Source organism: Agrobacterium tumefaciens (assembly GCF_013318015.2).
GTDB lineage: Bacteria > Pseudomonadota > Alphaproteobacteria > Rhizobiales > Rhizobiaceae > Agrobacterium > Agrobacterium tumefaciens.
Map to the genome: position 1 here is coordinate 2,552,501 of NZ_CP115841.1, position 20,232 is coordinate 2,572,732.

17 protein-coding genes, 1 tRNA gene, 2 rRNA genes and 1 riboswitch (1 of these 21 running past the window's edge) are annotated in these 20,232 nt (G+C 57.0%); of the genes, 16 read left to right on the plus strand and 4 right to left on the minus strand.

Annotation, left to right across the window (positions count from 1 at the left end; genetic code table 11):
• The 4 genes from G6L97_RS12405 to recQ all read left to right on the plus strand — a co-directional run.
• Positions 1 to 1,270 (plus strand): 23S ribosomal RNA (locus G6L97_RS12405) (it extends 1,537 nt beyond the left edge of the window).
• Between the two features lie 249 nt (positions 1,271 to 1,519).
• Positions 1,520 to 1,634 (plus strand): 5S ribosomal RNA (gene rrf, locus G6L97_RS12410).
• 226 nt (positions 1,635 to 1,860) lie between these two features.
• A tRNA-Met gene (locus G6L97_RS12415) sits at positions 1,861 to 1,937 on the plus strand.
• Positions 1,938 to 2,133: 196 nt separating this feature from the next.
• Positions 2,134 to 3,942, plus strand: coding sequence for a DNA helicase RecQ (recQ, locus tag G6L97_RS12420; protein WP_111782925.1), 1,809 nt, complete (start codon positions 2,134 to 2,136; stop codon positions 3,940 to 3,942).
• A gap of 54 nt (positions 3,943 to 3,996) precedes the next feature.
• On the opposite strand, the gene G6L97_RS12425 is transcribed toward recQ, so the two are convergent.
• Positions 3,997 to 5,229, minus strand: a complete 1,233-nt coding sequence (locus G6L97_RS12425; RefSeq protein ID WP_065661530.1) for an ROK family transcriptional regulator — start codon at positions 5,227 to 5,229, stop codon at positions 3,997 to 3,999.
• A gap of 266 nt (positions 5,230 to 5,495) precedes the next feature.
• On the opposite strand from G6L97_RS12425, the gene G6L97_RS12430 reads away from it, so the two are divergent.
• The 8 genes from G6L97_RS12430 to nrdF all read left to right on the plus strand — a co-directional run bounded on the left by G6L97_RS12430 (position 5,496) and on the right by nrdF (position 13,644).
• On the plus strand, positions 5,496 to 6,518 hold the full coding sequence (locus G6L97_RS12430) for a sugar ABC transporter substrate-binding protein (RefSeq protein ID WP_003514241.1): 1,023 nt from the start codon (positions 5,496 to 5,498) through the stop codon (positions 6,516 to 6,518).
• 223 nt (positions 6,519 to 6,741) lie between these two features.
• Complete coding sequence (locus G6L97_RS12435) at positions 6,742 to 7,824, plus strand: ABC transporter permease (protein ID WP_038489298.1); 1,083 nt, start codon at positions 6,742 to 6,744, stop codon at positions 7,822 to 7,824.
• The gene (locus G6L97_RS12440) at positions 7,824 to 8,606 is read left to right on the plus strand and encodes an ATP-binding cassette domain-containing protein (RefSeq protein ID WP_013635211.1); all 783 of its coding nucleotides are present in this window, start codon (positions 7,824 to 7,826) and stop codon (positions 8,604 to 8,606) included. Before G6L97_RS12435 ends, G6L97_RS12440 begins: the two co-directional genes overlap by 1 nt.
• Entirely contained in the window at positions 8,603 to 9,232 is a 630-nt protein-coding gene (locus tag G6L97_RS12445; protein WP_111782923.1) for a nucleoside triphosphate hydrolase, read from the plus strand. The genes G6L97_RS12440 and G6L97_RS12445 overlap by 4 nt, the downstream gene beginning before the upstream one ends.
• A 131-nt stretch (positions 9,233 to 9,363) precedes the next feature.
• Positions 9,364 to 9,587, plus strand: a riboswitch (cobalamin riboswitch).
• Between the two features lie 256 nt (positions 9,588 to 9,843).
• Complete coding sequence (gene nrdH, locus G6L97_RS12450; protein WP_003514250.1) at positions 9,844 to 10,065, plus strand: glutaredoxin-like protein NrdH; 222 nt, start codon at positions 9,844 to 9,846, stop codon at positions 10,063 to 10,065.
• 12 nt (positions 10,066 to 10,077) lie between these two features.
• Positions 10,078 to 10,476, plus strand: a complete 399-nt coding sequence (gene nrdI / locus G6L97_RS12455; protein WP_003514252.1) for a class Ib ribonucleoside-diphosphate reductase assembly flavoprotein NrdI — start codon at positions 10,078 to 10,080, stop codon at positions 10,474 to 10,476.
• Positions 10,464 to 12,653, plus strand: a complete 2,190-nt coding sequence (nrdE, locus tag G6L97_RS12460) for a class 1b ribonucleoside-diphosphate reductase subunit alpha (RefSeq protein WP_075807520.1) — start codon at positions 10,464 to 10,466, stop codon at positions 12,651 to 12,653. Before nrdI ends, nrdE begins: the two co-directional genes overlap by 13 nt.
• A 16-nt stretch (positions 12,654 to 12,669) precedes the next feature.
• Complete coding sequence (nrdF, locus tag G6L97_RS12465) at positions 12,670 to 13,644, plus strand: class 1b ribonucleoside-diphosphate reductase subunit beta (protein WP_003514262.1); 975 nt, start codon at positions 12,670 to 12,672, stop codon at positions 13,642 to 13,644.
• 28 nt (positions 13,645 to 13,672) lie between these two features.
• Here the strand turns inward: nrdF and G6L97_RS12470 are convergent, their stop codons facing one another.
• Positions 13,673 to 14,785 carry an alpha/beta hydrolase gene (locus G6L97_RS12470; RefSeq protein WP_065661527.1) on the minus strand — a complete coding sequence of 371 codons (1,113 nt, stop codon included), beginning with the start codon at positions 14,783 to 14,785 and terminating at the stop codon, positions 13,673 to 13,675.
• A 156-nt stretch (positions 14,786 to 14,941) separates the two neighbouring features.
• Here G6L97_RS12470 and recF point away from each other — a divergent pair, with 156 nt between their 5' ends.
• From recF to G6L97_RS12485, 3 genes are read left to right on the plus strand one after another with little or no spacing between them, the layout of a single operon-like run.
• A complete protein-coding gene (gene recF, locus G6L97_RS12475) occupies positions 14,942 to 16,069 on the plus strand; it encodes a DNA replication/repair protein RecF (RefSeq protein ID WP_111782922.1) in 1,128 nt (375 codons plus the stop codon).
• 22 nt (positions 16,070 to 16,091) lie between these two features.
• The gene (locus G6L97_RS12480; RefSeq protein ID WP_038489312.1) at positions 16,092 to 16,859 is read left to right on the plus strand and encodes a molybdopterin-synthase adenylyltransferase MoeB; all 768 of its coding nucleotides are present in this window, start codon (positions 16,092 to 16,094) and stop codon (positions 16,857 to 16,859) included.
• The gene (locus tag G6L97_RS12485; RefSeq protein ID WP_111782921.1) at positions 16,856 to 17,332 is read left to right on the plus strand and encodes a GNAT family N-acetyltransferase; all 477 of its coding nucleotides are present in this window, start codon (positions 16,856 to 16,858) and stop codon (positions 17,330 to 17,332) included. The genes G6L97_RS12480 and G6L97_RS12485 overlap by 4 nt, the downstream gene beginning before the upstream one ends.
• Before the next feature lie 79 nt (positions 17,333 to 17,411).
• Here the strand turns inward: G6L97_RS12485 and G6L97_RS12490 are convergent, their stop codons facing one another.
• Complete coding sequence (locus G6L97_RS12490) at positions 17,412 to 18,416, minus strand: 2-hydroxyacid dehydrogenase (RefSeq protein ID WP_003514267.1); 1,005 nt, start codon at positions 18,414 to 18,416, stop codon at positions 17,412 to 17,414.
• 180 nt (positions 18,417 to 18,596) lie between these two features.
• On the opposite strand from G6L97_RS12490, the gene G6L97_RS12495 reads away from it, so the two are divergent.
• Positions 18,597 to 19,130, plus strand: coding sequence for an SH3 domain-containing protein (locus G6L97_RS12495; RefSeq protein WP_164876644.1), 534 nt, complete (start codon positions 18,597 to 18,599; stop codon positions 19,128 to 19,130).
• On the opposite strand, the gene G6L97_RS12500 is transcribed toward G6L97_RS12495, so the two are convergent.
• Positions 19,123 to 20,115 carry an adenosine kinase gene (locus tag G6L97_RS12500; protein ID WP_003514270.1) on the minus strand — a complete coding sequence of 331 codons (993 nt, stop codon included), beginning with the start codon at positions 20,113 to 20,115 and terminating at the stop codon, positions 19,123 to 19,125. The genes G6L97_RS12495 and G6L97_RS12500 overlap by 8 nt on opposite strands.
• Positions 20,116 to 20,232: the final 117 nt, after the last annotated feature.

Here is a 20,232-nt window from a genome sequence, read left to right on the forward strand (position 1 = left end):
TATAGACCGTACCCGAAACCGACACAGGTGGTCAGGTAGAGTATACCAAGGCGCTTGAGAGAACTATGTTGAAGGAACTCGGCAAATTGCACGCGTAACTTCGGAAGAAGCGTGACCCCATTTTACGCAAGTATGATGGGGTGGCACAGACCAGGGGGTAGCGACTGTTTATCAAAAACACAGGGCTCTGCGAAGTAGCAATACGACGTATAGGGTCTGACGCCTGCCCGGTGCTGGAAGGTTAAAGGGAGGGGTGCAAGCTCTGAACTGAAGCCCCAGTAAACGGCGGCCGTAACTATAACGGTCCTAAGGTAGCGAAATTCCTTGTCGGGTAAGTTCCGACCTGCACGAATGGCGTAACGACTTCCCCGCTGTCTCCAACATAGACTCAGTGAAATTGAATTCCCCGTGAAGATGCGGGGTTCCTGCGGTCAGACGGAAAGACCCCGTGCACCTTTACTATAGCTTTACACTGGCATTCGCCAAGGCATGTGTAGGATAGGTGGTAGGCTTTGAAGCAGGGACGCCAGTTCTTGTGGAGCCATCCTTGAAATACCACCCTTATCTTCGTGGATGTCTAACCGCGGTCCGTTATCCGGATCCGGGACAGTGTATGGTGGGTAGTTTGACTGGGGCGGTCGCCTCCGAAAGAGTAACGGAGGCGCGCGATGGTGGGCTCAGACCGGTCGGAAATCGGTCGTCGAGTGCAATGGCATAAGCCCGCCTGACTGCGAGACTGACAAGTCGAGCAGAGACGAAAGTCGGTCATAGTGATCCGGTGGTCCCGTGTGGAAGGGCCATCGCTCAACGGATAAAAGGTACGCCGGGGATAACAGGCTGATGACCCCCAAGAGTCCATATCGACGGGGTTGTTTGGCACCTCGATGTCGACTCATCGCATCCTGGGGCTGGAGCAGGTCCCAAGGGTATGGCTGTTCGCCATTTAAAGCGGTACGTGAGTTGGGTTCAGAACGTCGTGAGACAGTTCGGTCCCTATCTGCCGTGGGTGTAGGAATATTGACAGGATCTGTCCCTAGTACGAGAGGACCGGGATGGACGTATCTCTGGTGGATCTGTTGTCCTGCCAAGGGCATAGCAGAGTAGCTATATACGGAATGGATAACCGCTGAAGGCATCTAAGCGGGAAACCAACCTGAAAACGAGTGTTCCCTATCAGAGCCGTGGAAGACGACCACGTTGATAGGACGGGTGTGGAAGCATGGCAACATGTGAAGCTTACCGTTACTAATAGCTCGATCGACTTCTTCGTTCCCATTGTTCATGCTCATCAAAGATGAGCATCATCTGTTCTGTCCTGACGCGCATAGCGCTCCGGACGGGCCGCGCCACAGGTATTTTGCTTGAAAGCAAAAACCGGAAGGCGCGACGACCTCTGGTCTGTATGGCAAACATACGGGAAGGGTCGCAGAAAGACGTGTTAAATTAAATGAAGCGCAAGCTTCCCAGCTTCTCGAAACAACACTCATGTGAAAACATGAACTGTGTTGCGTTTTGCCGACCTGGTGGTTATCGCGGGGCGGCTGCACCCGTTCCCATTCCGAACACGGCCGTGAAACGCCCCAGCGCCAATGGTACTCCGTCTCAAGACGCGGGAGAGTAGGTCGCTGCCAGGTCTGCAAAACGCAACAAATATCTTCTCAAGCAAACTCTTCGGCCCAGCCGATACAAAGGGCCGCTCAAAGCGGCCTTTTTGCATTGCGTAACATGAAAACATAAGGAAAACGCAACGTGCGTCCCTTAAAGGAGACAAATCGCCTGCGGCAATTTGCTCCGGAACTATACATCACAGCGTCCCTGTGATGCAGTCGCGATAAATCCAATAGGGATTTACGCTGGTAACGCGGGGTGGAGCAGCCCGGTAGCTCGTCAGGCTCATAACCTGAAGGCCGCAGGTTCAAATCCTGCCCCCGCAACCAATCTTCACAAAAACCCCGTAGCTTAAGCTGCGGGGTTTTCTTTTGCAAAATACCTCAAATAATCTCCAAATCTATATAAGTTCGCATCATCCACAATTGGCGCTCTTTTTTATGAGAGTGATTCAGCCTTTCTGCGTTGCGATAGCCCCTGATTTTGCCATGATGCGTAAACCGTCCAGCTCATAAGAAAGCCAACGTGACCACCGATCCCTTGCAGATTCTCAAGACCGTCTATGGCTACGATACGTTTCGTGGACAGCAGGCCGAAATCATCCGGCATGTGATGGCAGGCAACAATGCTTTTGTATTGATGCCAACAGGGGGCGGGAAGTCGCTTTGTTACCAGATTCCGGCGCTCGCCCGTAAGGGAATGGGGCTGGTTGCTTCGCCCCTGATCGCGCTGATGGTCGACCAGGTCGCCGCCTTGCGTCAGGCAGGTGTGCGGGCAGAAGCTCTCAACTCCGATCTTTCCCCAGAAGAGCGGCGGGCACTCTGGCAGGATATGCGGGCTGGCAAGGTCGATATTCTCTATGCCGCGCCGGAGACCCTTCTCAAGCCGGATGTTCTGGATGCGCTTCAACCTATCAGCCTGTCGCTGATCGCGATCGACGAAGCTCATTGTCTATCGCAGTGGGGGCACGATTTCCGTCCCCCTTACCGCCAGCTAGACACGTTGATCGAGCGCTTTCCGGATACGCCACGCATGGCGCTCACGGCGACTGCGGACGAGCCAACCCGCGCCGAAATTCTGGGTCATCTCGGGATCAACGGAAGCGACGCCTTCATAGCCGGATTCGATCGGCCAAATATCCGCTATGCGATCATGGAAAAGGATAATCCACGTACGCAGCTGAAGCGCTTCCTGACGGGTCGCGAAGACGAAAGCGGCATCGTCTATTGCCTTTCCAAACGCAAGGTCGATGAGACGGCAGCCTGGCTGCGTGAGGAGGGGCGCGATGCGCTGCCCTATCACGCCGGCATGGACAAGGGCGCCCGCGAGGCGAACCAGACCCACTTCCAGCATGGTGAAGCGGTCATCATGGTTGCAACCGTGGCTTTCGGCATGGGCATCGACAAACCGGATGTGCGCTTCGTCGTGCATATCGATCTGCCCAGCAGCATCGAAGCCTATTATCAGGAAACCGGCCGTGCTGGCCGTGATGGTCTGCCGTCCGACGTGCTTATGCTTTACGGTTATGAAGACATCGCATTGCGCAACCGCTTTATCGAAGAGTCGGATGCGGGCGACCAGCGCAAAAACATGGAGCGCCGGAAGCTCGATGCGTTGCTTGGCCTCGCGGAAACAGCCGGTTGCCGTCGGCGGGTGCTTTTGTCTTATTTCGGCGATCATTGCGAGCCCTGCGGCAATTGCGACACCTGTGCGGAACCGCCGGACCTGTTTGATGGTGCCATTGCCGCGCAGAAGTTGCTGTCCTGCATTTACCGCACGGGAGAACGTTTCGGCCAGGCCTATGTCATCCGCGTATTGCTGGGCATGGAAGATGAACGGATATCGAGCTTTGGTCACGATCGGATCACCACCTACGGCATCGGCAAAGAGCACGACAATCGCACCTGGCGGGCCATCCTGCGCCAGATGGTTGCGCTGCGCCTGATCGAGGTTGATCTGGCCGGTCACGGGGGATTGTCCATTGCCGAAGAAGGGAGGCGGTTCCTGCGCGAAAAGCCGTCCCTGATGTTGAGGATACCGTCCGCTCCCCGTTCGGCGCGACAACAGACGAATCGCAAGCCCACCGCCATTGTTCTACCGGATGCCGATCGTAGTCTCTTTGAGGCGCTGCGTGCGAAGCGCATGGAAATTGCCCGCGCACAGAACGTTCCACCCTATGTGATTTTTCACGACAAGACACTCATTGAGCTTGCGGCATCAAGACCGGCCTCTGTGGGGGAAATGGCGCAGATACCTGGAGTGGGAGACACAAAGCTGGAACGATACGGCCCTGCTTTTCTGGCGGCGATCATGGAACATGCCGCCAGCGAGTGACCATTTGAATCCGGCAAAGAGTCCCGCCAGGAAATTTTAGTAGGGCCTGAAACCTCAGCCTGTCGTGTCCTTGAACAGAACATTCTGGTCAATGAGATAACGGGAAAACAGGGGCAGGCTCGCTCCACCGATAGCCCGAGCCTGGCTACCGACCGCTCCCTCGATGATTTCCGGCAGCGTAACACCCTGAAGATCGTGATGTTTGAGGGCAAGACGGGTGGCGGAGACTATTCTTGCTCTGACCCAATCCGGAAAACCGCCATCGATGATGACGCTGGAAAAATCGATGATGGAGGCTGCAGCGATGACGGCCTGCGCAAGGGCCGCGGCCGTTTTTCCGATCCAGCTTTCCAGCGGCTCGCCGAAATCGATCCATTCATCCGGCGAGAACCACAGGGGACGTGGATCGATGCCGCGTTCGCGCAACATGTTTTCCAGAACGAAGATGGAGGCGATTTTCAGAAGCTGGACCGTGTTGCCGTCCTGCCCCTGAACCGGAAGGGGGCCGATTGCACCGGCGGTGCCCGTCTTTCCGGAAAACAGTGCGGAGTTTAAAACGACACCGCCACCGATGAAGGATCCGATGAAGATATAGAGAAAATCGGGGTAGTTCTGGCCTGCACCAAAAACCAGTTCTGCACCGCAGGCACTGGTCGCATCGTTCTGCAGGAAAACCGGATAGCTGACGCCATCCGCAATTTCGGAACGGATATCGACGTCGCGCCAGCGCTCCATCTCATTCTGCGGCGCGCCCACCTCCTGCGCCCAGTTCCACAATTCGAACGGCGCGGCAATGCCGACACCGGCAATTTTTTGCCGTTCGGCCGGAGAGAGCTTGGACTCGAGTTCCGTGATACCCTCGATGACGAATGGCAAAATCCATTCCGGCATAGGATAGGGGTAAGTTCTGCGGAGCTTCAGCTTGATCCGGCCGACGAAATCCATCAGCACCAGATCGACGCTGCGACGGCCGATTTTCACGCCAAACGAGAAGACGGCATCGGGATTGAGGCGCATCGGCGTCGAAGGCTGCCCGACTTTGCCGCGCAGTCTTTCGCCACGAATAAGAAGACCGTCACTTTCGAGCGAGCGCATGATGACCGAGACGGTCTGCGCCGAGAGACCGCAAAGCCTGGATATTTCGGCTTTCGACAAGCCGCCGTGGCGGCGAACCAGCGACAGCACAAGCCGCTCGTTATAGGCACGCACCCCGATCTGGTTGGCGCCGCCGCTCATATCCATGTTGGTGGACGGCGCGGGCGGCGCCGTCTCGACAGATTGTCTCATAGTTTCATCCTCCCGCCCGCCATATCCGCCGCGACCGATACATGCAGGCTTTATGGCAATCTTGCTATCGCAACGTTAAACGACGCGGCGATATTCCTCCCTGCCGCTTGTTAGAATGCCATACGGAATTAATAATTCAATCGGATTTATTTATTGACAGCCGTTTCCTTTGGTGGTTCCATCTGTGTCAACGGTCGCTGTTCTCGGAGGAGACGAGATCGTCGGGTAACCGTCACGGTACTCAAACATTCAATGGGAGGATTACAATGAAGACGACTGTTTCCGCTCTTCTGGGCGCGCTTGCGCTCGGCGTTTCTTTCGCGTCCGTCGCGTCCGCCGCCGATACTTCGGTTTGCCTGATTACCAAAACCGACACCAATCCCTTTTTCGTCAAGATGAAGGAAGGCGCAACCGCCAAGGCTAAAGAACTTGGCGTGACGCTGAAGTCCTATGCCGGCAAGATCGATGGCGATTCCGAAAGCCAGGTTGCCGCGATCGAGACATGCATTGCCGATGGCTCCAAGGGTATCCTGATTACCGCATCTGACACCAAGGGCATCGTTCCGGCCGTGCAGAAGGCGCGCGATGCCGGTCTTCTTGTCATCGCCCTCGATACGCCTCTCGAACCCGTTGATGCCGCTGACTCCACTTTCGCTACCGACAATCTTCTGGCCGGCGAGCTGATCGGCAAATGGGCTGCTGGCACCCTCGGCGACAAGGCCAAGGACGCGAAAATCGCCTTCCTCAACCTCACGCCTTCCCAGCCAACCGTTGATGTTTTGCGCAACCAGGGCTTCATGAAGGGCTTCGGCATCGACGTGAAGGACATCAACAAGATTGGTGATGAAGACGACAAGCGTATCGTTGGTCATGATGTTACCAACGGTAACGAAGAAGGCGGCCGCTCTGCGATGGAAAATCTGCTGCAGAAGGATCCGACCATCAACGTCGTTCACACCATCAACGAACCTGCAGCTGCCGGTGCTTACGAAGCGCTGAAAGCCGTCGGCCGCGAAAAGGATGTTCTGATCGTTTCAGTCGATGGCGGTTGCCCTGGTGTCAAGAACGTTGCCGAAGGCGTGATCGGCGCAACGTCTCAGCAATACCCGCTGCTGATGGCGGCACTCGGCGTGGAAGCCGTCAAGAAGTTTGCCGACACCGGTGAAAAGCCGAAGCCGACGGCAGGCAAGAACTTCTTCGACACCGGCGTAACGCTGGTAACCGACAAGCCGGTCAAGGGTCTCGATTCGATCGACACCAAGGAAGGCCTGAAGAAGTGCTGGGGCTGATACTTCACCGTTGAAATCGGCGGGGGGCAATTTGCCCCCGCCCTTGAACCGGAATGGTTACAAAGAACGATCTGGGTGATCGGACAGGAACAAACGAGCGCGCCCGGCGTCCGTGGACGTAACTGAGGCACGCTTCTCAACAGTTTGAATCTACGCATTGTCCCCTCTGGAAAATAATCCCGGGTTCGGGGCTGATGCGATGGAGCGATCGGGAGGAAAATCCATGAGCGATCAGCCAGTGCGGGCTCAACCGCATAATGAATTTGAAAAAGTGCTGTCGGGAAGTTCGACCCAGGTCGCTGCTTTCGATACGCACAACAAGAGTTTGCTTGAAAAATTCCAGCATTTTCTGCATTCCAGCCCGGCGGCCGTACCGCTGATCGTTCTGGTGTTGTCGCTGGCTGTCTTCGGCATGACCCTGGGCGGCAAGTTTTTCTCGGCCTTTTCGCTGACCCTTATCCTTCAGCAGGTGGCAATCGTCGGCATCGTCGGCGCGGCACAGTCGCTGGTCATTCTGACTGCGGGTATCGATCTTTCGGTCGGTGCGATCATGGTCCTGTCCTCCGTCGTCATGGGACAGTTTACGTTCCGCTATGGTTTGCCTGCCGAACTCTCGATTATCTGCGGTCTCGCAGTTGGCGCATTTTGTGGCTTTATCAATGGCGTGCTGGTTTCGCGCATGCGGCTGCCGCCCTTCATCGTTACACTGGGCATGTGGCAGATCGTGTTGGCCACCAATTTCCTCTATTCGGCCAACGAAACGATCCGCTCACAGGATATCGTCCAACAGGCGCCCATTCTCCAGTTTTTCGGCAACAATATCCGCATCGGCAGCGCCGTCTTCACCTATGGCGTCATTGCGATGGTTCTGCTGGTTGCCCTGCTCTGGTATGTGCTGAACCGCACCGCCTGGGGTCGACATCTCTATGCAGTGGGTGATGATCCCGACGCAGCCGAACTTGCCGGCGTTAACGTCAAGCGCATGCTGACGACCGTCTACACACTTTCCGGGCTTATCTGCGCCTTCGCGGGCTGGGCTCTCATCGGCCGCATCGGCTCGGTATCGCCGACCGCCGGTCAGTTTGCCAACATCGAATCCATCACCGCAGTGGTCATCGGCGGCATATCGCTGTTTGGCGGACGCGGCTCGATCATGGGCATGATCTTCGGCGCGCTGATCGTCGGTGTCTTCTCTCTCGGCTTGCGACTTATCGGAACAGACCCACAATGGACCTATCTGTTGATCGGCGTCCTTATCATCTTGGCTGTCGCAATCGACCAGTGGATCAGAAAGGTAGCAGGCTGATGGCAAAAGAACCTATCCTCACAGCACGCAATCTCGTTAAACGCTACGGTCGTGTGACTGCGCTCGACAATGCCGATTTTGACCTTTATCCGGGCGAAATCCTCGCCGTCATTGGTGATAACGGTGCTGGAAAATCCTCTCTCATCAAGGCGATTTCCGGTGCGGTGACACCCGATGAAGGGGAGATCAGGCTTGAAGGCAAGCCGGTACAGTTCCGCTCGCCGATCGAGGCACGCAAGGCTGGTATCGAAACCGTTTATCAGAACCTTGCCCTGTCTCCCGCATTGTCCATAGCCGACAATATGTTTCTCGGCCGTGAAATCCGCAAACCCGGTATTCAGGGAAGCCTGTTTAGGGCACTGGACCGTCCGGCGATGGAAAAGTTTGCCCGTGAGAAACTCTCTGAACTCGGCCTGATGACGATCCAGAACATCAATCAGGCGGTGGAAACCCTCTCCGGCGGCCAGCGCCAGGGTGTTGCGGTGGCGCGTGCAGCCGCCTTCGGCTCCAAGGTCGTCATCCTTGACGAACCGACAGCGGCGCTCGGCGTCAAGGAAAGCCGCCGCGTTCTCGAGCTTATTCTGGATGTGCGCGCGCGAGGGCTACCGATCGTTCTCATCTCGCACAACATGCCGCATGTTTTCGAGGTTGCTGACCGGATTCATATTCATCGGCTGGGCAAGCGTTTGTGCGTCATCAATCCGAAGGACTATACCATGTCCGACGCCGTTGCCTTCATGACGGGCGCCAAGGAAGCGCCAAAGGAAACGCTGGCCGCATGACGTTGAAGCTTGAAACGATCGTCGAAGACGTTCTTCGGCGGGCTGAGGGTAAATCTCGTTTTATCATTGCCATTGCCGGTCCCCCTGGGGCCGGCAAATCCACGCTAGCGGATGCCATGTGCGGTGCCCTCGTGGCGCGCGGCGAGGCTGCGGCTGTCCTGCCTATGGACGGCTTCCATATGGATAACGGTATTCTCGAAGAACGGGGGCTCTTGCCGCGAAAAGGCGCACCGGAGACCTTCGACGTGCGCGGCTTTCTTGATATCGTCTCCGCAGTTCGTCAGGGCGGGCAGGAAGTTCTTGTCCCGGTTTTTGACCGCTCCCGCGAAATAGCCATTGCCTCCGCTCGCGCCATCGCGCCAGAAACACGCTTCATCCTTGCCGAAGGCAACTATCTGCTGTTGAGCGAGGCGCCGTGGACGAAGCTTTCCGGCAGCTTCGATCTTACCGTCTTCGTAGGCCCATCCGTTGCGGTGCTCGAGGAACGCCTGCGGGATAGATGGCAGGGCTATGGTCTCGATGCGACCGAGATTCACGCCAAACTGTTCGAAAATGATCTTCCCAACGGAAAGCGGGTGATTGAGAACTCCCGCCCCGCCGATATTCGCATCGATATTTGGGAATAACCCGCCGCTTCCGTCCGTAGGCGGTATCGAGCATTCACCGTTAAGCCTTTGTTGACCATGTGTTGAATCTTTTTGATCCACAGGGTGGGGCTTTCGCATGTCTAATTATTGACGAAAAAAATTCCTCATATACTATATGTGGTGTTCAAGGTTCTTTCGATTCGCAAGCGTCGGGAGCTAAGACGGGAATTCGGTGCGCAACACCATTATGGTGAAGCAATGCCGAAACTGCCCCCGCAACTGTAAGCGGTGAGCATCGTTCCGATTTGAGCCACTGGCGCTAAAAGCTCCGGGAAGGTGGGAATGGATGTTTTGACCCGCAAGTCAGGAGACCTGCCTTGAGCGAAAACGTCCACGGGCGGGGTGTCCGGAAGGAAGGTGTATGACGCAAATGAATTGCGTGCGCCCTTTTCTGCCCCCTCCAGAACAAGCTTCGGGGTGAAGTCATGCCAGTGCATTTTTATGAGTTTCTACGCTCGTCGGCGTAGACAGAGATCTTACGCGGCCTGACCCGCGCGCCTCGCCAGAATGACAGAACCATCGCCACCCGCTTGTGATTGCAGGCGGGCAATGTTGAGCCGTGCGTAAAAGCGGCTTCGAAAGAGGAAACAATGACCGTCACCGTTTACAGCAAACCCGCCTGCGTCCAGTGCACTGCCACCTATCGTGCGCTTGACCGCATCGGTGTCAGCTACGAGATCGTCGATATCTCCGAAGATGCGGATGCCCTCGATCACGTTCGCGGCCTTGGTTACATGCAGGTTCCCGTGGTCGTTGCGGGCGAACGCCATTGGGCGGGTTTCCGTCCGGACATGATTGGCTCGATCAGCTGAGGAGGCGATGCGATGGGGCTGATCGTCTATTATTCCAGCCGGTCTGAGAACACTCATCGCTTCCTTCAAAAACTGGGGCGACGATTGCTTCGCCTGCCGCTCGGCGCCGAGGAAGACGTTCCTCACGTGTCGGAGCCCTATGTTCTCGTCACCCCCACCTATGGGGGCGGCGGCATGAAAGGAGCGGTACCGAAACCGGTTATCCGGTTTTTGAACGAGCCCTCAAACCGAAATCTCATTCGCGGCGTCATCGCGGCGGGAAATACGAATTTTGGCGCAGCTTTCGCATCCGCCGGAGATATCGTGTCGCGTAAATGCGCGGTGCCGTTTCTCTACCGCTTCGAGCTTCTCGGCACGGAGGAAGATGTCGCCAACGTCAATCATGGATTGGAACGATTTTGGACACGCTGACCTCGAGCGCGGTGCGCAACACGGATGCCAAACAACAAGTAACAGCCGCGCAGAAACACCTGGACGCGGGACTGGACTATCACGCGCTGAACGCGATGCTGAACCTCTACGATGAAAACGGGAAGATCCAGCTCGACAAGGACCGCCTTGCGGCACGGCAATATTTCCTTCAGCACGTCAACCAGAACACGGTGTTTTTCCATAATCTCAGGGAAAAGCTCGATTATCTCGTGACCGAGGGATATTACGAACAGGAGGTGCTGGACCAGTATTCCTTCAATTTCGTCCGTGACCTCTACGACGAGGCCTATGCCAGAAAGTTCCGTTTTCCGACATTTCTCGGCGCCTTCAAATATTATACGTCCTATACGCTGAAGACCTTCGACGGAAAGCGTTACCTTGAGCGTTATGAGGACCGCGTCTGCATGGTGGCTTTGGCTCTGGCGCGTGGCGACGAGCAACTTGCCCGCGATCTGATGGATGAAATCATTTCCGGCCGCTTCCAGCCGGCAACCCCGACCTTTCTCAACGCCGGCAAGAAAAGCCGCGGTGAGCTGGTTTCGTGTTTTCTGCTGCGTGTGGAAGACAATATGGAAAGCATCGGCCGGTCCATCAATTCAGCATTGCAGCTTTCCAAGCGTGGTGGTGGCGTAGCACTGTCCCTGACCAATATTCGCGAAGCCGGCGCGCCGATCAAACAGATCGAAAACCAGTCCTCTGGCGTGATTCCTGTCATGAAGCTGCTGGAAGATTCGTTCTCCTACGCCAACCAGCTTGGCGCGCGCCAGGGCGCTGGCGCGGTCTACCTGCATGCCCACCACCCCGACATCATGCGTTTCCTCGATACCAAGCGCGAAAACGCCGACGAAAAAATCCGCATCAAAACCCTTTCGCTCGGCGTGGTGATCCCTGATATCACCTTCGAACTCGCGAGAAATAACGAGGATATGTACCTGTTCTCACCCTATGATGTTGAGCGGGTTTATGGCGTGCCGTTTACCGAGATTTCCGTCAGCGAAAAATATCAGGAAATGGTCGCCGACAGCCGCATCCGCAAGAAGAAGATAAAGGCACGCGAGTTCTTCCAAGTCATCGCAGAAATCCAGTTCGAAAGCGGTTACCCCTATATCATGTTCGAGGATACGGTTAACCGCGCCAATCCGATCGCCGGCCGTATCAGCATGAGCAATCTCTGCTCGGAAATTCTACAGGTCAGCGAGGCGAGCGAGTTCAACGACGATCTCTCTTACAGCCATATGGGCAAGGATATTTCCTGCAATCTCGGCTCGCTCAACATTGCTTCAGCAATGGATTCGGCTGATTTCGGCAAGACGATCGAAACCTCCATCCGGGCGCTGACGGCCGTTTCTGACATGAGCCACATCTCGTCTGTCCCTTCCGTGGAAAAGGGCAATGATGCGAGCCACGCCATCGGGCTTGGTCAGATGAACCTGCATGGCTATCTGGCGCGCGAGCGCATCTTCTACGGCTCCGAAGAAGGCATCGATTTCACCAATATCTATTTCTACACGGTGACCTATCACGCCATCCGCGCCAGCAATCGCCTTGCCACTGAAAGGGGCCAGAGCTTCAAGGGCTTTGAAAACTCCAAATATGCCTCGGGCGACTACTTCGATAAATATACCGACCGGGAATGGTTGCCCGCGACGGAAAAGGTCCGCGACCTTTTTGAGAAAGCCGGCATTTCCATTCCGACACAGGAGGACTGGAAAGCGTTGAAGCAGGCCGTCATGGAGACCGGCCTCTATAACCAGAACCTTCAGGCCGTGCCGCCCACAGGCTCGATCTCCTATATCAACCACTCGACCTCCTCGATCCATCCGATCGTCTCGAAGATTGAAATTCGCAAGGAAGGCAAGATCGGCCGTGTTTATTATCCGGCTTCCTACCTTTCGAACGACAATCTCGAATATTATCAGGATGCCTACGAAATCGGTCCGGAAAAGATCATAGATACCTATGCGGCGGCCACCCAGCATGTCGATCAGGGCCTGTCGCTGACACTGTTCTTCCGCGATACGGCAACGACGCGCGATATCAACCGGGCGCAGATCTACGCCTGGAAAAAAGGCATCAAGACCATCTATTACATCCGTTTGCGCCAGATGGCGCTGGAAGGCACGCAGGTTCAGGGCTGCGTATCCTGCACGCTCTGAATTGAGGGACAAGACAATGAACATTGCCGTAAAACCCGCGTCCCGTATTCGCGCGGTCAACTGGAACCGCATCGAGGATGACAAGGATCTCGAAGTCTGGAATCGCCTGACATCGAATTTCTGGCTGCCGGAAAAGGTGCCGCTCTCCAACGATATCCCGTCCTGGGGAACGCTGAAGCCGGAAGAGCAGACCCTGACGATCCGCGTCTTCACCGGGCTGACATTGCTGGACACGATCCAGAACGGCGTCGGTTCCGTGCGCCTGATGGCGGATTCGGCGACGCCGCACGAGGAGGCGGTGCTTTCCAACATCTCCTTCATGGAGGCGGTCCACGCCCGCTCCTATTCCTCGATCTTCTCGACGCTCTGCTCCACGCCTGACGTCGATGACGCCTATCGCTGGTCGGAGGAGAACGAATTCCTGCAACGCAAATCCGCGCTCATCATGCGCGAATATGATAGCGGAAATCCGTTGAAAATGAAGGTCGCCAGCGTGTTTCTGGAGAGCTTCCTGTTCTATTCCGGCTTCTACCTGCCAATGTTCTGGTCAAGTCGCGCCAAGCTTACCAACACGGCCGATTTGATCCGTCTCATCATTCGCGATGAGGCCGTGCATGGCTATTACATCGGCTACAAGTTCCAGCGCGCGCTCGAACGTCTGGGCGAAGCGGAAAAACAGGAGATCAAGGATTTCGCCTTCGATCTTTTGCTCGAGCTTTACGACAACGAAGCCAAATATACCCAAGACCTCTATGACGGCGTTGGCCTGACGGAAGACGTCAAGCAGTTCCTGCATTACAACGCCAACAAGGCCTTGATGAATCTGGGTTACGAGGCGCTGTTTCCGCCCGAGGCTTGCCGGGTCAATCCTGCGATCCTCTCGGCGCTGTCTCCCAATGCCGACGAGAACCACGACTTCTTCTCCGGCTCCGGCTCTTCCTATGTCATCGGCAAGGCGGTCGCCACAGAAGACGAAGACTGGGATTTCTGAACCGGTTGTCGCCAAGAACCCGCAAAAGTTATTGCGGGTTCACGACCTGGCTCGCAAGCCGGAAGGGGCTGGATACTGTTGCCCCGATAGCATCGAACACAAAGGCACCCGCGCGGCCTATGCCGTTTTCGCCGTTGCCGTTCCGGCTCGCCTCCAGTTGTGGCACCAGCGACGCGAGTGCCGCATAGCGGTCGTGGTTGAGCGGATCCGATGCCTTGAGCTTGGAGATGTCAACGAACTGAACGCCCTCTTTCAGGGCGGCTTCCTGCACTTGGGGATCGGTCACATCCAGCGCGCCTATGCGGGTGACGTCGGCCCCCAGGATGGAGGAAGCCTTCAGGGCGCGGTCGTCCTTGGAGACGAGAATGGTGAGCGGCGGATTGAGCCTTCCCACCACCTCGATCTGCTTGCGGAAAACATCGGCGTCTATATCCGGCGCGGCCAGCACTACCTGTAGTTTGGAAAGCACATCGTTCCTGCCTTCGAAGCGCAATTGTCGCAGCGCTTCCATGACCAGCCAGCCGCCCATGCTGTGACCGAACACGACAATGCTTTTTTTCGGTGTTTGCCTGGTAAGGTCGGTCAGCACCATGGCCAGCGCGTCTCGCGAATAGGTCGCTGATTCCTTGTCGGCCACGTAACCGGTGACGCTCGCCTGGGACGGCCAGGAAAAGACCAGCGGCACACCATCCATATTGGCATCGGCTGCCATTTGTGCCGCACGGAACAAGGCTTCCTGATAGCTGTAATTATAGCCATGCACAAAAAGCGCGATCTGCTTGCCGGATCGGGTGACGTCGCCAAGATCGGAATTGAAACGCGTTTTCGTCAGCATATCGGCTTTGGTGACGACAAAATCCTTGCTCGGGTTCGGCTTGCCTTTGGACCATTCGATATTTCCGCTTTTATGGCTGGGAGGAATGGAAATGTCGAAGCGCGCATAATTCAGCTCAGCCGCCCGCCCAGCGCTAAAGCCCTTTTTGGCCTCGTTGTTTTTCTCCCGCGTGCTAGCCACATAGGCTGTCACGATTTTCGTATCGGTGGTCTTGGTGTTTATGGCCTGCAACACATCCGCCCCCGGCCTGCCCGCGCAGGATGAAAGAAGGCTGAAAGCGAGGAGGAGCGAAAAAATCAGGCGCATGGATGGGGTTACCGATAATGAGGGACCACGCATAAATAACCGGCCGCTCAAAAAGTTGCTACTGGAGACTGGATTGCGGTGTGGTGGCATTATGTTCAATGCGGACGACGCATTCCCCACCTTGCTATCCAGCTATGTTCGTTTTAGGCCGTACAGATGACGAATAAGGTGTCGCTTTTACGGCTGAAACTCACGGACTTCCGCAACTATGCGGCGGCGTCGCTTGTGCTGGATGACCGCCACGTGGTGCTGACGGGTGACAACGGTTCCGGCAAGACCAATCTCCTGGAGGCCGTTTCGTTTCTGTCGCCCGGAAGGGGCCTGCGCCGCGCCACCCTGTCCGATGTGACGCGAGTGGGGGCGGAGGCCGCCGGTTTTTCGATTTTTGCGGATGTCGACGGCATGGACGGCGAGGTCGCCATCGGAACCGGGATCGAGGGTGACGGCGAGGTAGTGTCGCGCCGCCTGAGGCTGAACGGGACATCGGTGAAGTCGGTCGATGAATTGACGGATCATCTGCGGGTGCTGTGGCTGACGCCTGCCATGGATGGGCTTTTTACCGGTTCATCCTCGGATCGCCGGCGTTTTCTCGATCGGTTGGTGCTCTCGCTCGATCCCGCGCATGGACGGCGGGCAAGCGACTTCGAAAAGGCCATGCGCGGCCGCAACCGTCTGCTTTCGGAAGGCCGTTTCGATCCGGTCTGGCTGGACGGTATCGAGAAGCAGATGGCGGAACTCGGCATTTCCATGGCGCTCGCGCGCTATGAAATGTTGGGTCTTTTGAAGAGCCTCATCGAAGGCCGTTCCGGCAATGCTGCCTTCCCCTCTGCAGCGCTGGCGCTCTCGGGTTTCATGGACGACACGCTCAACCGGCCGGCTGTCGATCTGGAAGACGAGTATAGGCTTATGCTGCGCGAAGGCCGGTATCGAGACGCGGCGGCAGGCCGCACGCTTGATGGGCCACACCGTGTCGATCTGTTCGTGCGCCATGCGGAAAAGAACATGGAGGCAGAGCGTTGCTCGACCGGAGAACAGAAGGCGCTGCTGGTGGGATTGGTGCTTGCGCATGCCCAGCTCACCGCCAACATGACCGGCCATGCGCCGGTTCTGCTGCTCGACGAAATTGCTGCGCATCTGGATGAGGGCAGGCGGGCGGCTCTGTTCGATCTCATTCACGCGCTCGGTGGTCAGAGTTTCATGACCGGAACGGATGCGGCAATGTTCTCCGCCCTTGGCGACAGGGCGCAATTCTTCAATGTTTCCCAAGGGGGCATCACGGCATGACGGCGAAAAAATGGAGTGCGACATGGACCCGCTGAGCCCGGACGAAATCGAACGCTACAAGCGCCATATTCTCTTGCCGGAAATCGGCGGTGCCGGGCAGCAGCGTCTGAAGGCCGCGCGGGTGCTGGTAATCGGGGCTGGTGGCCTCGGCGCGCCTGTCCTTCATTATCTTGCTGCAGCCGGTGTCGGCACGCTTGGCCTGATCGATGACGACGTGGTCTCCCTGTCCAATCTCCAGCGGCAGGTGATCCACGATACCGGCACGATCGGTGAGCTGAAAACGGCAAGCGCCCGCGCAGCCATCGCCCGGCTCAACCCGCATGTGCGTACCCTTGTTTTTGAGGAGCGTTTTTCGCAGGTCTGGGCGCACACCCATCTGCCATCCTTCGATCTCCTTATCGACGGTTCTGATAATTTCGACACACGTTATGCCGCTGCCGATGCCGCAGAGGCTGCTAAAAGGCCGCTGGTAACGGGCGCTGTCGGCCGTTTCGATGGTTCGGTAACGGTGCTGAAACCCTATGAGGCGGGTGCCGATGGTAATCTGCTGCCGGGGTATCGCGATCTGTTTCCCGAGCCACCGCCGCAGGGGCTTATTCCGAATTGCGCGGAAACGGGCATCGTCGGCGCTTTGACCGGCGTGATCGGCACGATCATGGCCATGGAGGCCATCAAGGTGATCACCGCTGCCGGCGAGCCATTGGTCGGCCGCCTGCTTCTCTATGACGCCCTGTCGGCCCGCTTCGAAACCGTGCGTTACAAGCGCCGCCATGCTGGAAAAAAAACATGACTGAGATCACAAGGATTAGCGAAGAATTCGAGCGCTGGCAGGAGCTGCTTGCGCTTATCATGTCGTCCTTCGCCTATATGGACGGCGTCATCGACCCACCATCGTCCGCTCACCGTTTGACGCTCGAAAATCTCGCGGAGAAGGCGAGGGCGGAGACCGCTTTCGTGGCGCTGGATGGTGATGAGATTGTTGGCTGCCTGTTTTGCCGGCAGGAACCACCGGCCTACCTTTACGTCGGCAAGCTGTGCGTCTCCCTGAAAGCGCAGGGCAAAGGCATCGGCAAAATGCTTCTGGAACGGGCCGAAGCATTGGCCCGCGAATTGGCGTTACCGGCGCTGCGGCTGGAAACGCGTATCGAGCTTGTCGGCAATCACGCGAAATTCGCCGCCTGGGGTTTCATCAAAACCGCTGAAAACGCCCATCCGGGTTACGACCGCACGACCTCGATTGAAATGACGAAATTCCTCGGCTGAGACGGCTCAATTTTTGATCCGCTTAAAAGCCTGCTTCTCCCTTCCACGTCACGAGCAGACACGGCTTGTCTGAACCGGTTCAGTTCCGCCCCGGCAGCACCCGGTTCGGCGGTCGGTGTCCGTCGAAAAGCGTGCGGATGTTGATGATGACCTTGTCACCCATCTCGATGCGTCCCTCGATCGTTGCCGAGCCCATATGGGGAAGCAGCACGACCTTTCCTTCTCTCGCGAGCTTGATGAGCTTGGGATTGATTGCGGGTTCGTTCTCGTAGACATCGAGACCGGCTCCGGCGATCTTTCCGTCGCGCAGGCACTGGATCATTGCCGCCTCATCGATGATATCGCCGCGCGCCGTGTTGACGATGTAGCTTGTCGGCTGCATCAGCGCGAGCCGTCGTGCCGAGATCAGGTGATAGGTCGCAGGTGTGGAGGGGCAATTGACGGAAACAATATCCACCCGCGCCAGCATCTGGTCGAGGCTGTCCCAATAGGTTGCCTCAAGCTCCGCTTCCGTCGCCGGGTTGACGCGTTTGCGGTTGTGATAGTGTATGGAGAGGCCGAAAGCCTTGGCGCGCCGCGCAACTGCCGTACCGATGCGGCCCATGCCGACAATGCCGATGCGTTTGCCGGAAATGCGCCGTCCCAGCATCCAGGTCGGCGACCAGCCCAGCCATTCGTCGGCGCCATTGGCAAGCACGCGCGTGCCTTCGATCAGGCGGCGCGGCACGGCCAGCACCAGCGCCATGGTGATATCGGCGCTGTCTTCGGTCAGCACATTGGGCGTGTTGGTCACTGTGATGCCCTTTCGGGCGGCCGCGTCCACATCCACATGGTCTATGCCGTTGGAAAAGCTTGCGATCAGCTTCAGTTGCGGCCCTGCTTTCTCGATCATGGCGGCGGTGATGCGGTCCGTGACCGTCGGCACCAGAACGTCGACCCGCTGCATGGCGGCCACAAGCTCCTCCTCGCGGCGCTGCGTATCGTCGATATTCAGTTCGGCATCGAAGAGTTCCCGCATTCTGGTTTCGACGACGTCAGGCAATTTGCGGGTGATATAGACTGTCGGTCTCTTCTTGTGGGTCATCGTTTGCCGCTGCCTTGTTCAGAAGTCATTAACCAGAAAGAGCGATAATTTCTTTCAATCAGGGCGTTTCTACCAGACCCACGGGCGAAGACAAATAAAACTCGCCGAAGCTTGAGGCGTGTGGAAACGAGCCTCCTCGAATTTAATCCGGTTTGCAGAAGGCAGGAAACGGAAATGGGCATGCGCAGTGTGGTTTTTATGGTTTGCATTGCATTGTCTCTGGGCCTCTTTGGTGTGGCGAACGAGGCCATGGCGCAAGGCGCTGCCAAAGGCGCAAGCGGCCTGCCTTTGCCGCGTTTTGTCAGCCTGAAATCCAAGCGCGTCAACATGCGCATCGGACCCAGCACGGATTATGCCGTTTCCTGGATGTATATGAAATCGGGAATGCCGGTTGAAATCATTCAGGAATATGAGAACTGGCGGCGCATCCGCGATGCCGATGGCACGGAAGGCTGGGTTAACCAGGCGCTGCTCTCCGGCGAGCGCACGGCCGTCGCCGCGCCGTGGATGCGCGGCAAGGGCAAGGATGTCTACGTGAACATGCGCCGCGACGCACAGTCGGGCGCCTCCGTCATCGCCCGGCTGGAGCCGGGTGTCGTCTTCAGGATCGGTGAATGCAACGGCGACTGGTGCCGCGCCGAGGCCGGTCAGGCCTCAGGCTGGGTGTCGCAGGGTGAAATCTGGGGTGCTTATCCCGGCGAGGCCTTTAAATAAGGCCGTTTTTCTCGCCCAGCGCCTTGAGCGATGACATCGGACGCGGCCCGACCTGCTGAATGACGGCAGCAGCAGCAAGGCAGCCGAGTTTGCCGCAGTCTTCCAGAGACCGATCCTGCGTGTAACCGAACAGGAAGCCGGCGGCGAAAAGATCGCCGGCACCCGTTGTGTCGACCACGTCATACACCGGATAGGCTTCTACCTTCACGCGTTCCGTGCCGCGCAGGATAACGGCGCCTTCTTCGCTCATCGTTACCGCTGCGATCTTGCAATCGGCAGCGATTTTCGTCAGCGCCAGCTCGAAATCGTCGGTTTCATAGAGCGAGAGAGCTTCCTGCTTGTTGGCGAAAACGATGTCCACCGTGCCGGAACGCATCAGGTCGAGAAATTCTTCGCGGTATCGGCCTACGCAGAAACTGTCTGAAAGCGTCATGGAGACTTCACGGCCGTTCTCATGCGCAATGCGGGCGCAATCGCGAATGGCATCCTTGGCGCGCGGCGGATCCCACAGGTAACCTTCGAAATAGGTGACCTTCGTGTTCGCCACGACGTCTTCTTCTACATCTTCCGGACCGAGATCGACGCAGGCGCCGAGATAGGTGTTCATCGAGCGCTCACCGTCTTCCGTGACGAAGATCATCGAGCGGGCAGTCGGCGGAAACGTGCCTTCCGGCTTCGTTTCGAAATAGACGCCCTGCGCGCGGATATCGTGCTGGAAGATTTCGCCGAGCTGATCTTCGGCCACCTTGCCGAAATAAGCCGCCCTGCCACCGAAATTCGCCACGCCCGCCGCCGTGTTGCCCGCACTTCCGCCGGAGGCCTCGAGAGCGGGTCCCATCAGCGAATAAAGCAGTTCGGCCCGCTCCGCGTCGATGAGGTTCATCGCGCCTTTGGTGATGGCGTTATCATTGAGGAAGCGATCATCACAACGGGAAATGATGTCGACGATGGCATTGCCGACAGTCAGTACGTCGAATTTCGTCATAGGCCCTATCCGGTTTGCAGGGTGCACATTTTTGAACGGTCTTAAACAATTCTGGCGGCAAGAAAAGCCCAAAGGGAAAATATGCGGTTCTCCACCAGAGACAGAAACGCGTCATGT

Coding starts and splice junctions, on each gene's coding strand:
- G6L97_RS12445 (WP_111782923.1), top strand. CDS start 8,603: ATGACGTTGAAGCTTGAAACGATCGTCGAAGACGTTCTTCGGCGGGCT.
- G6L97_RS12485 (WP_111782921.1), top strand. CDS start 16,856: ATGACTGAGATCACAAGGATTAGCGAAGAATTCGAGCGCTGGCAGGAG.
- G6L97_RS12480 (WP_038489312.1), top strand. CDS start 16,092: ATGGACCCGCTGAGCCCGGACGAAATCGAACGCTACAAGCGCCATATT.
- G6L97_RS12435 (WP_038489298.1), top strand. CDS start 6,742: ATGAGCGATCAGCCAGTGCGGGCTCAACCGCATAATGAATTTGAAAAA.
- recF (WP_111782922.1), top strand. CDS start 14,942: ATGACGAATAAGGTGTCGCTTTTACGGCTGAAACTCACGGACTTCCGC.
- G6L97_RS12425 (WP_065661530.1), bottom strand. CDS start 5,229: ATGAGACAATCTGTCGAGACGGCGCCGCCCGCGCCGTCCACCAACATG.
- G6L97_RS12440 (WP_013635211.1), top strand. CDS start 7,824: ATGGCAAAAGAACCTATCCTCACAGCACGCAATCTCGTTAAACGCTAC.
- G6L97_RS12470 (WP_065661527.1), bottom strand. CDS start 14,785: ATGCGCCTGATTTTTTCGCTCCTCCTCGCTTTCAGCCTTCTTTCATCC.
- nrdI (WP_003514252.1), top strand. CDS start 10,078: ATGGGGCTGATCGTCTATTATTCCAGCCGGTCTGAGAACACTCATCGC.
- nrdH (WP_003514250.1), top strand. CDS start 9,844: ATGACCGTCACCGTTTACAGCAAACCCGCCTGCGTCCAGTGCACTGCC.
- G6L97_RS12430 (WP_003514241.1), top strand. CDS start 5,496: ATGAAGACGACTGTTTCCGCTCTTCTGGGCGCGCTTGCGCTCGGCGTT.
- G6L97_RS12490 (WP_003514267.1), bottom strand. CDS start 18,416: ATGACCCACAAGAAGAGACCGACAGTCTATATCACCCGCAAATTGCCT.
- G6L97_RS12495 (WP_164876644.1), top strand. CDS start 18,597: ATGCGCAGTGTGGTTTTTATGGTTTGCATTGCATTGTCTCTGGGCCTC.
- G6L97_RS12500 (WP_003514270.1), bottom strand. CDS start 20,115: ATGACGAAATTCGACGTACTGACTGTCGGCAATGCCATCGTCGACATC.
- nrdF (WP_003514262.1), top strand. CDS start 12,670: ATGAACATTGCCGTAAAACCCGCGTCCCGTATTCGCGCGGTCAACTGG.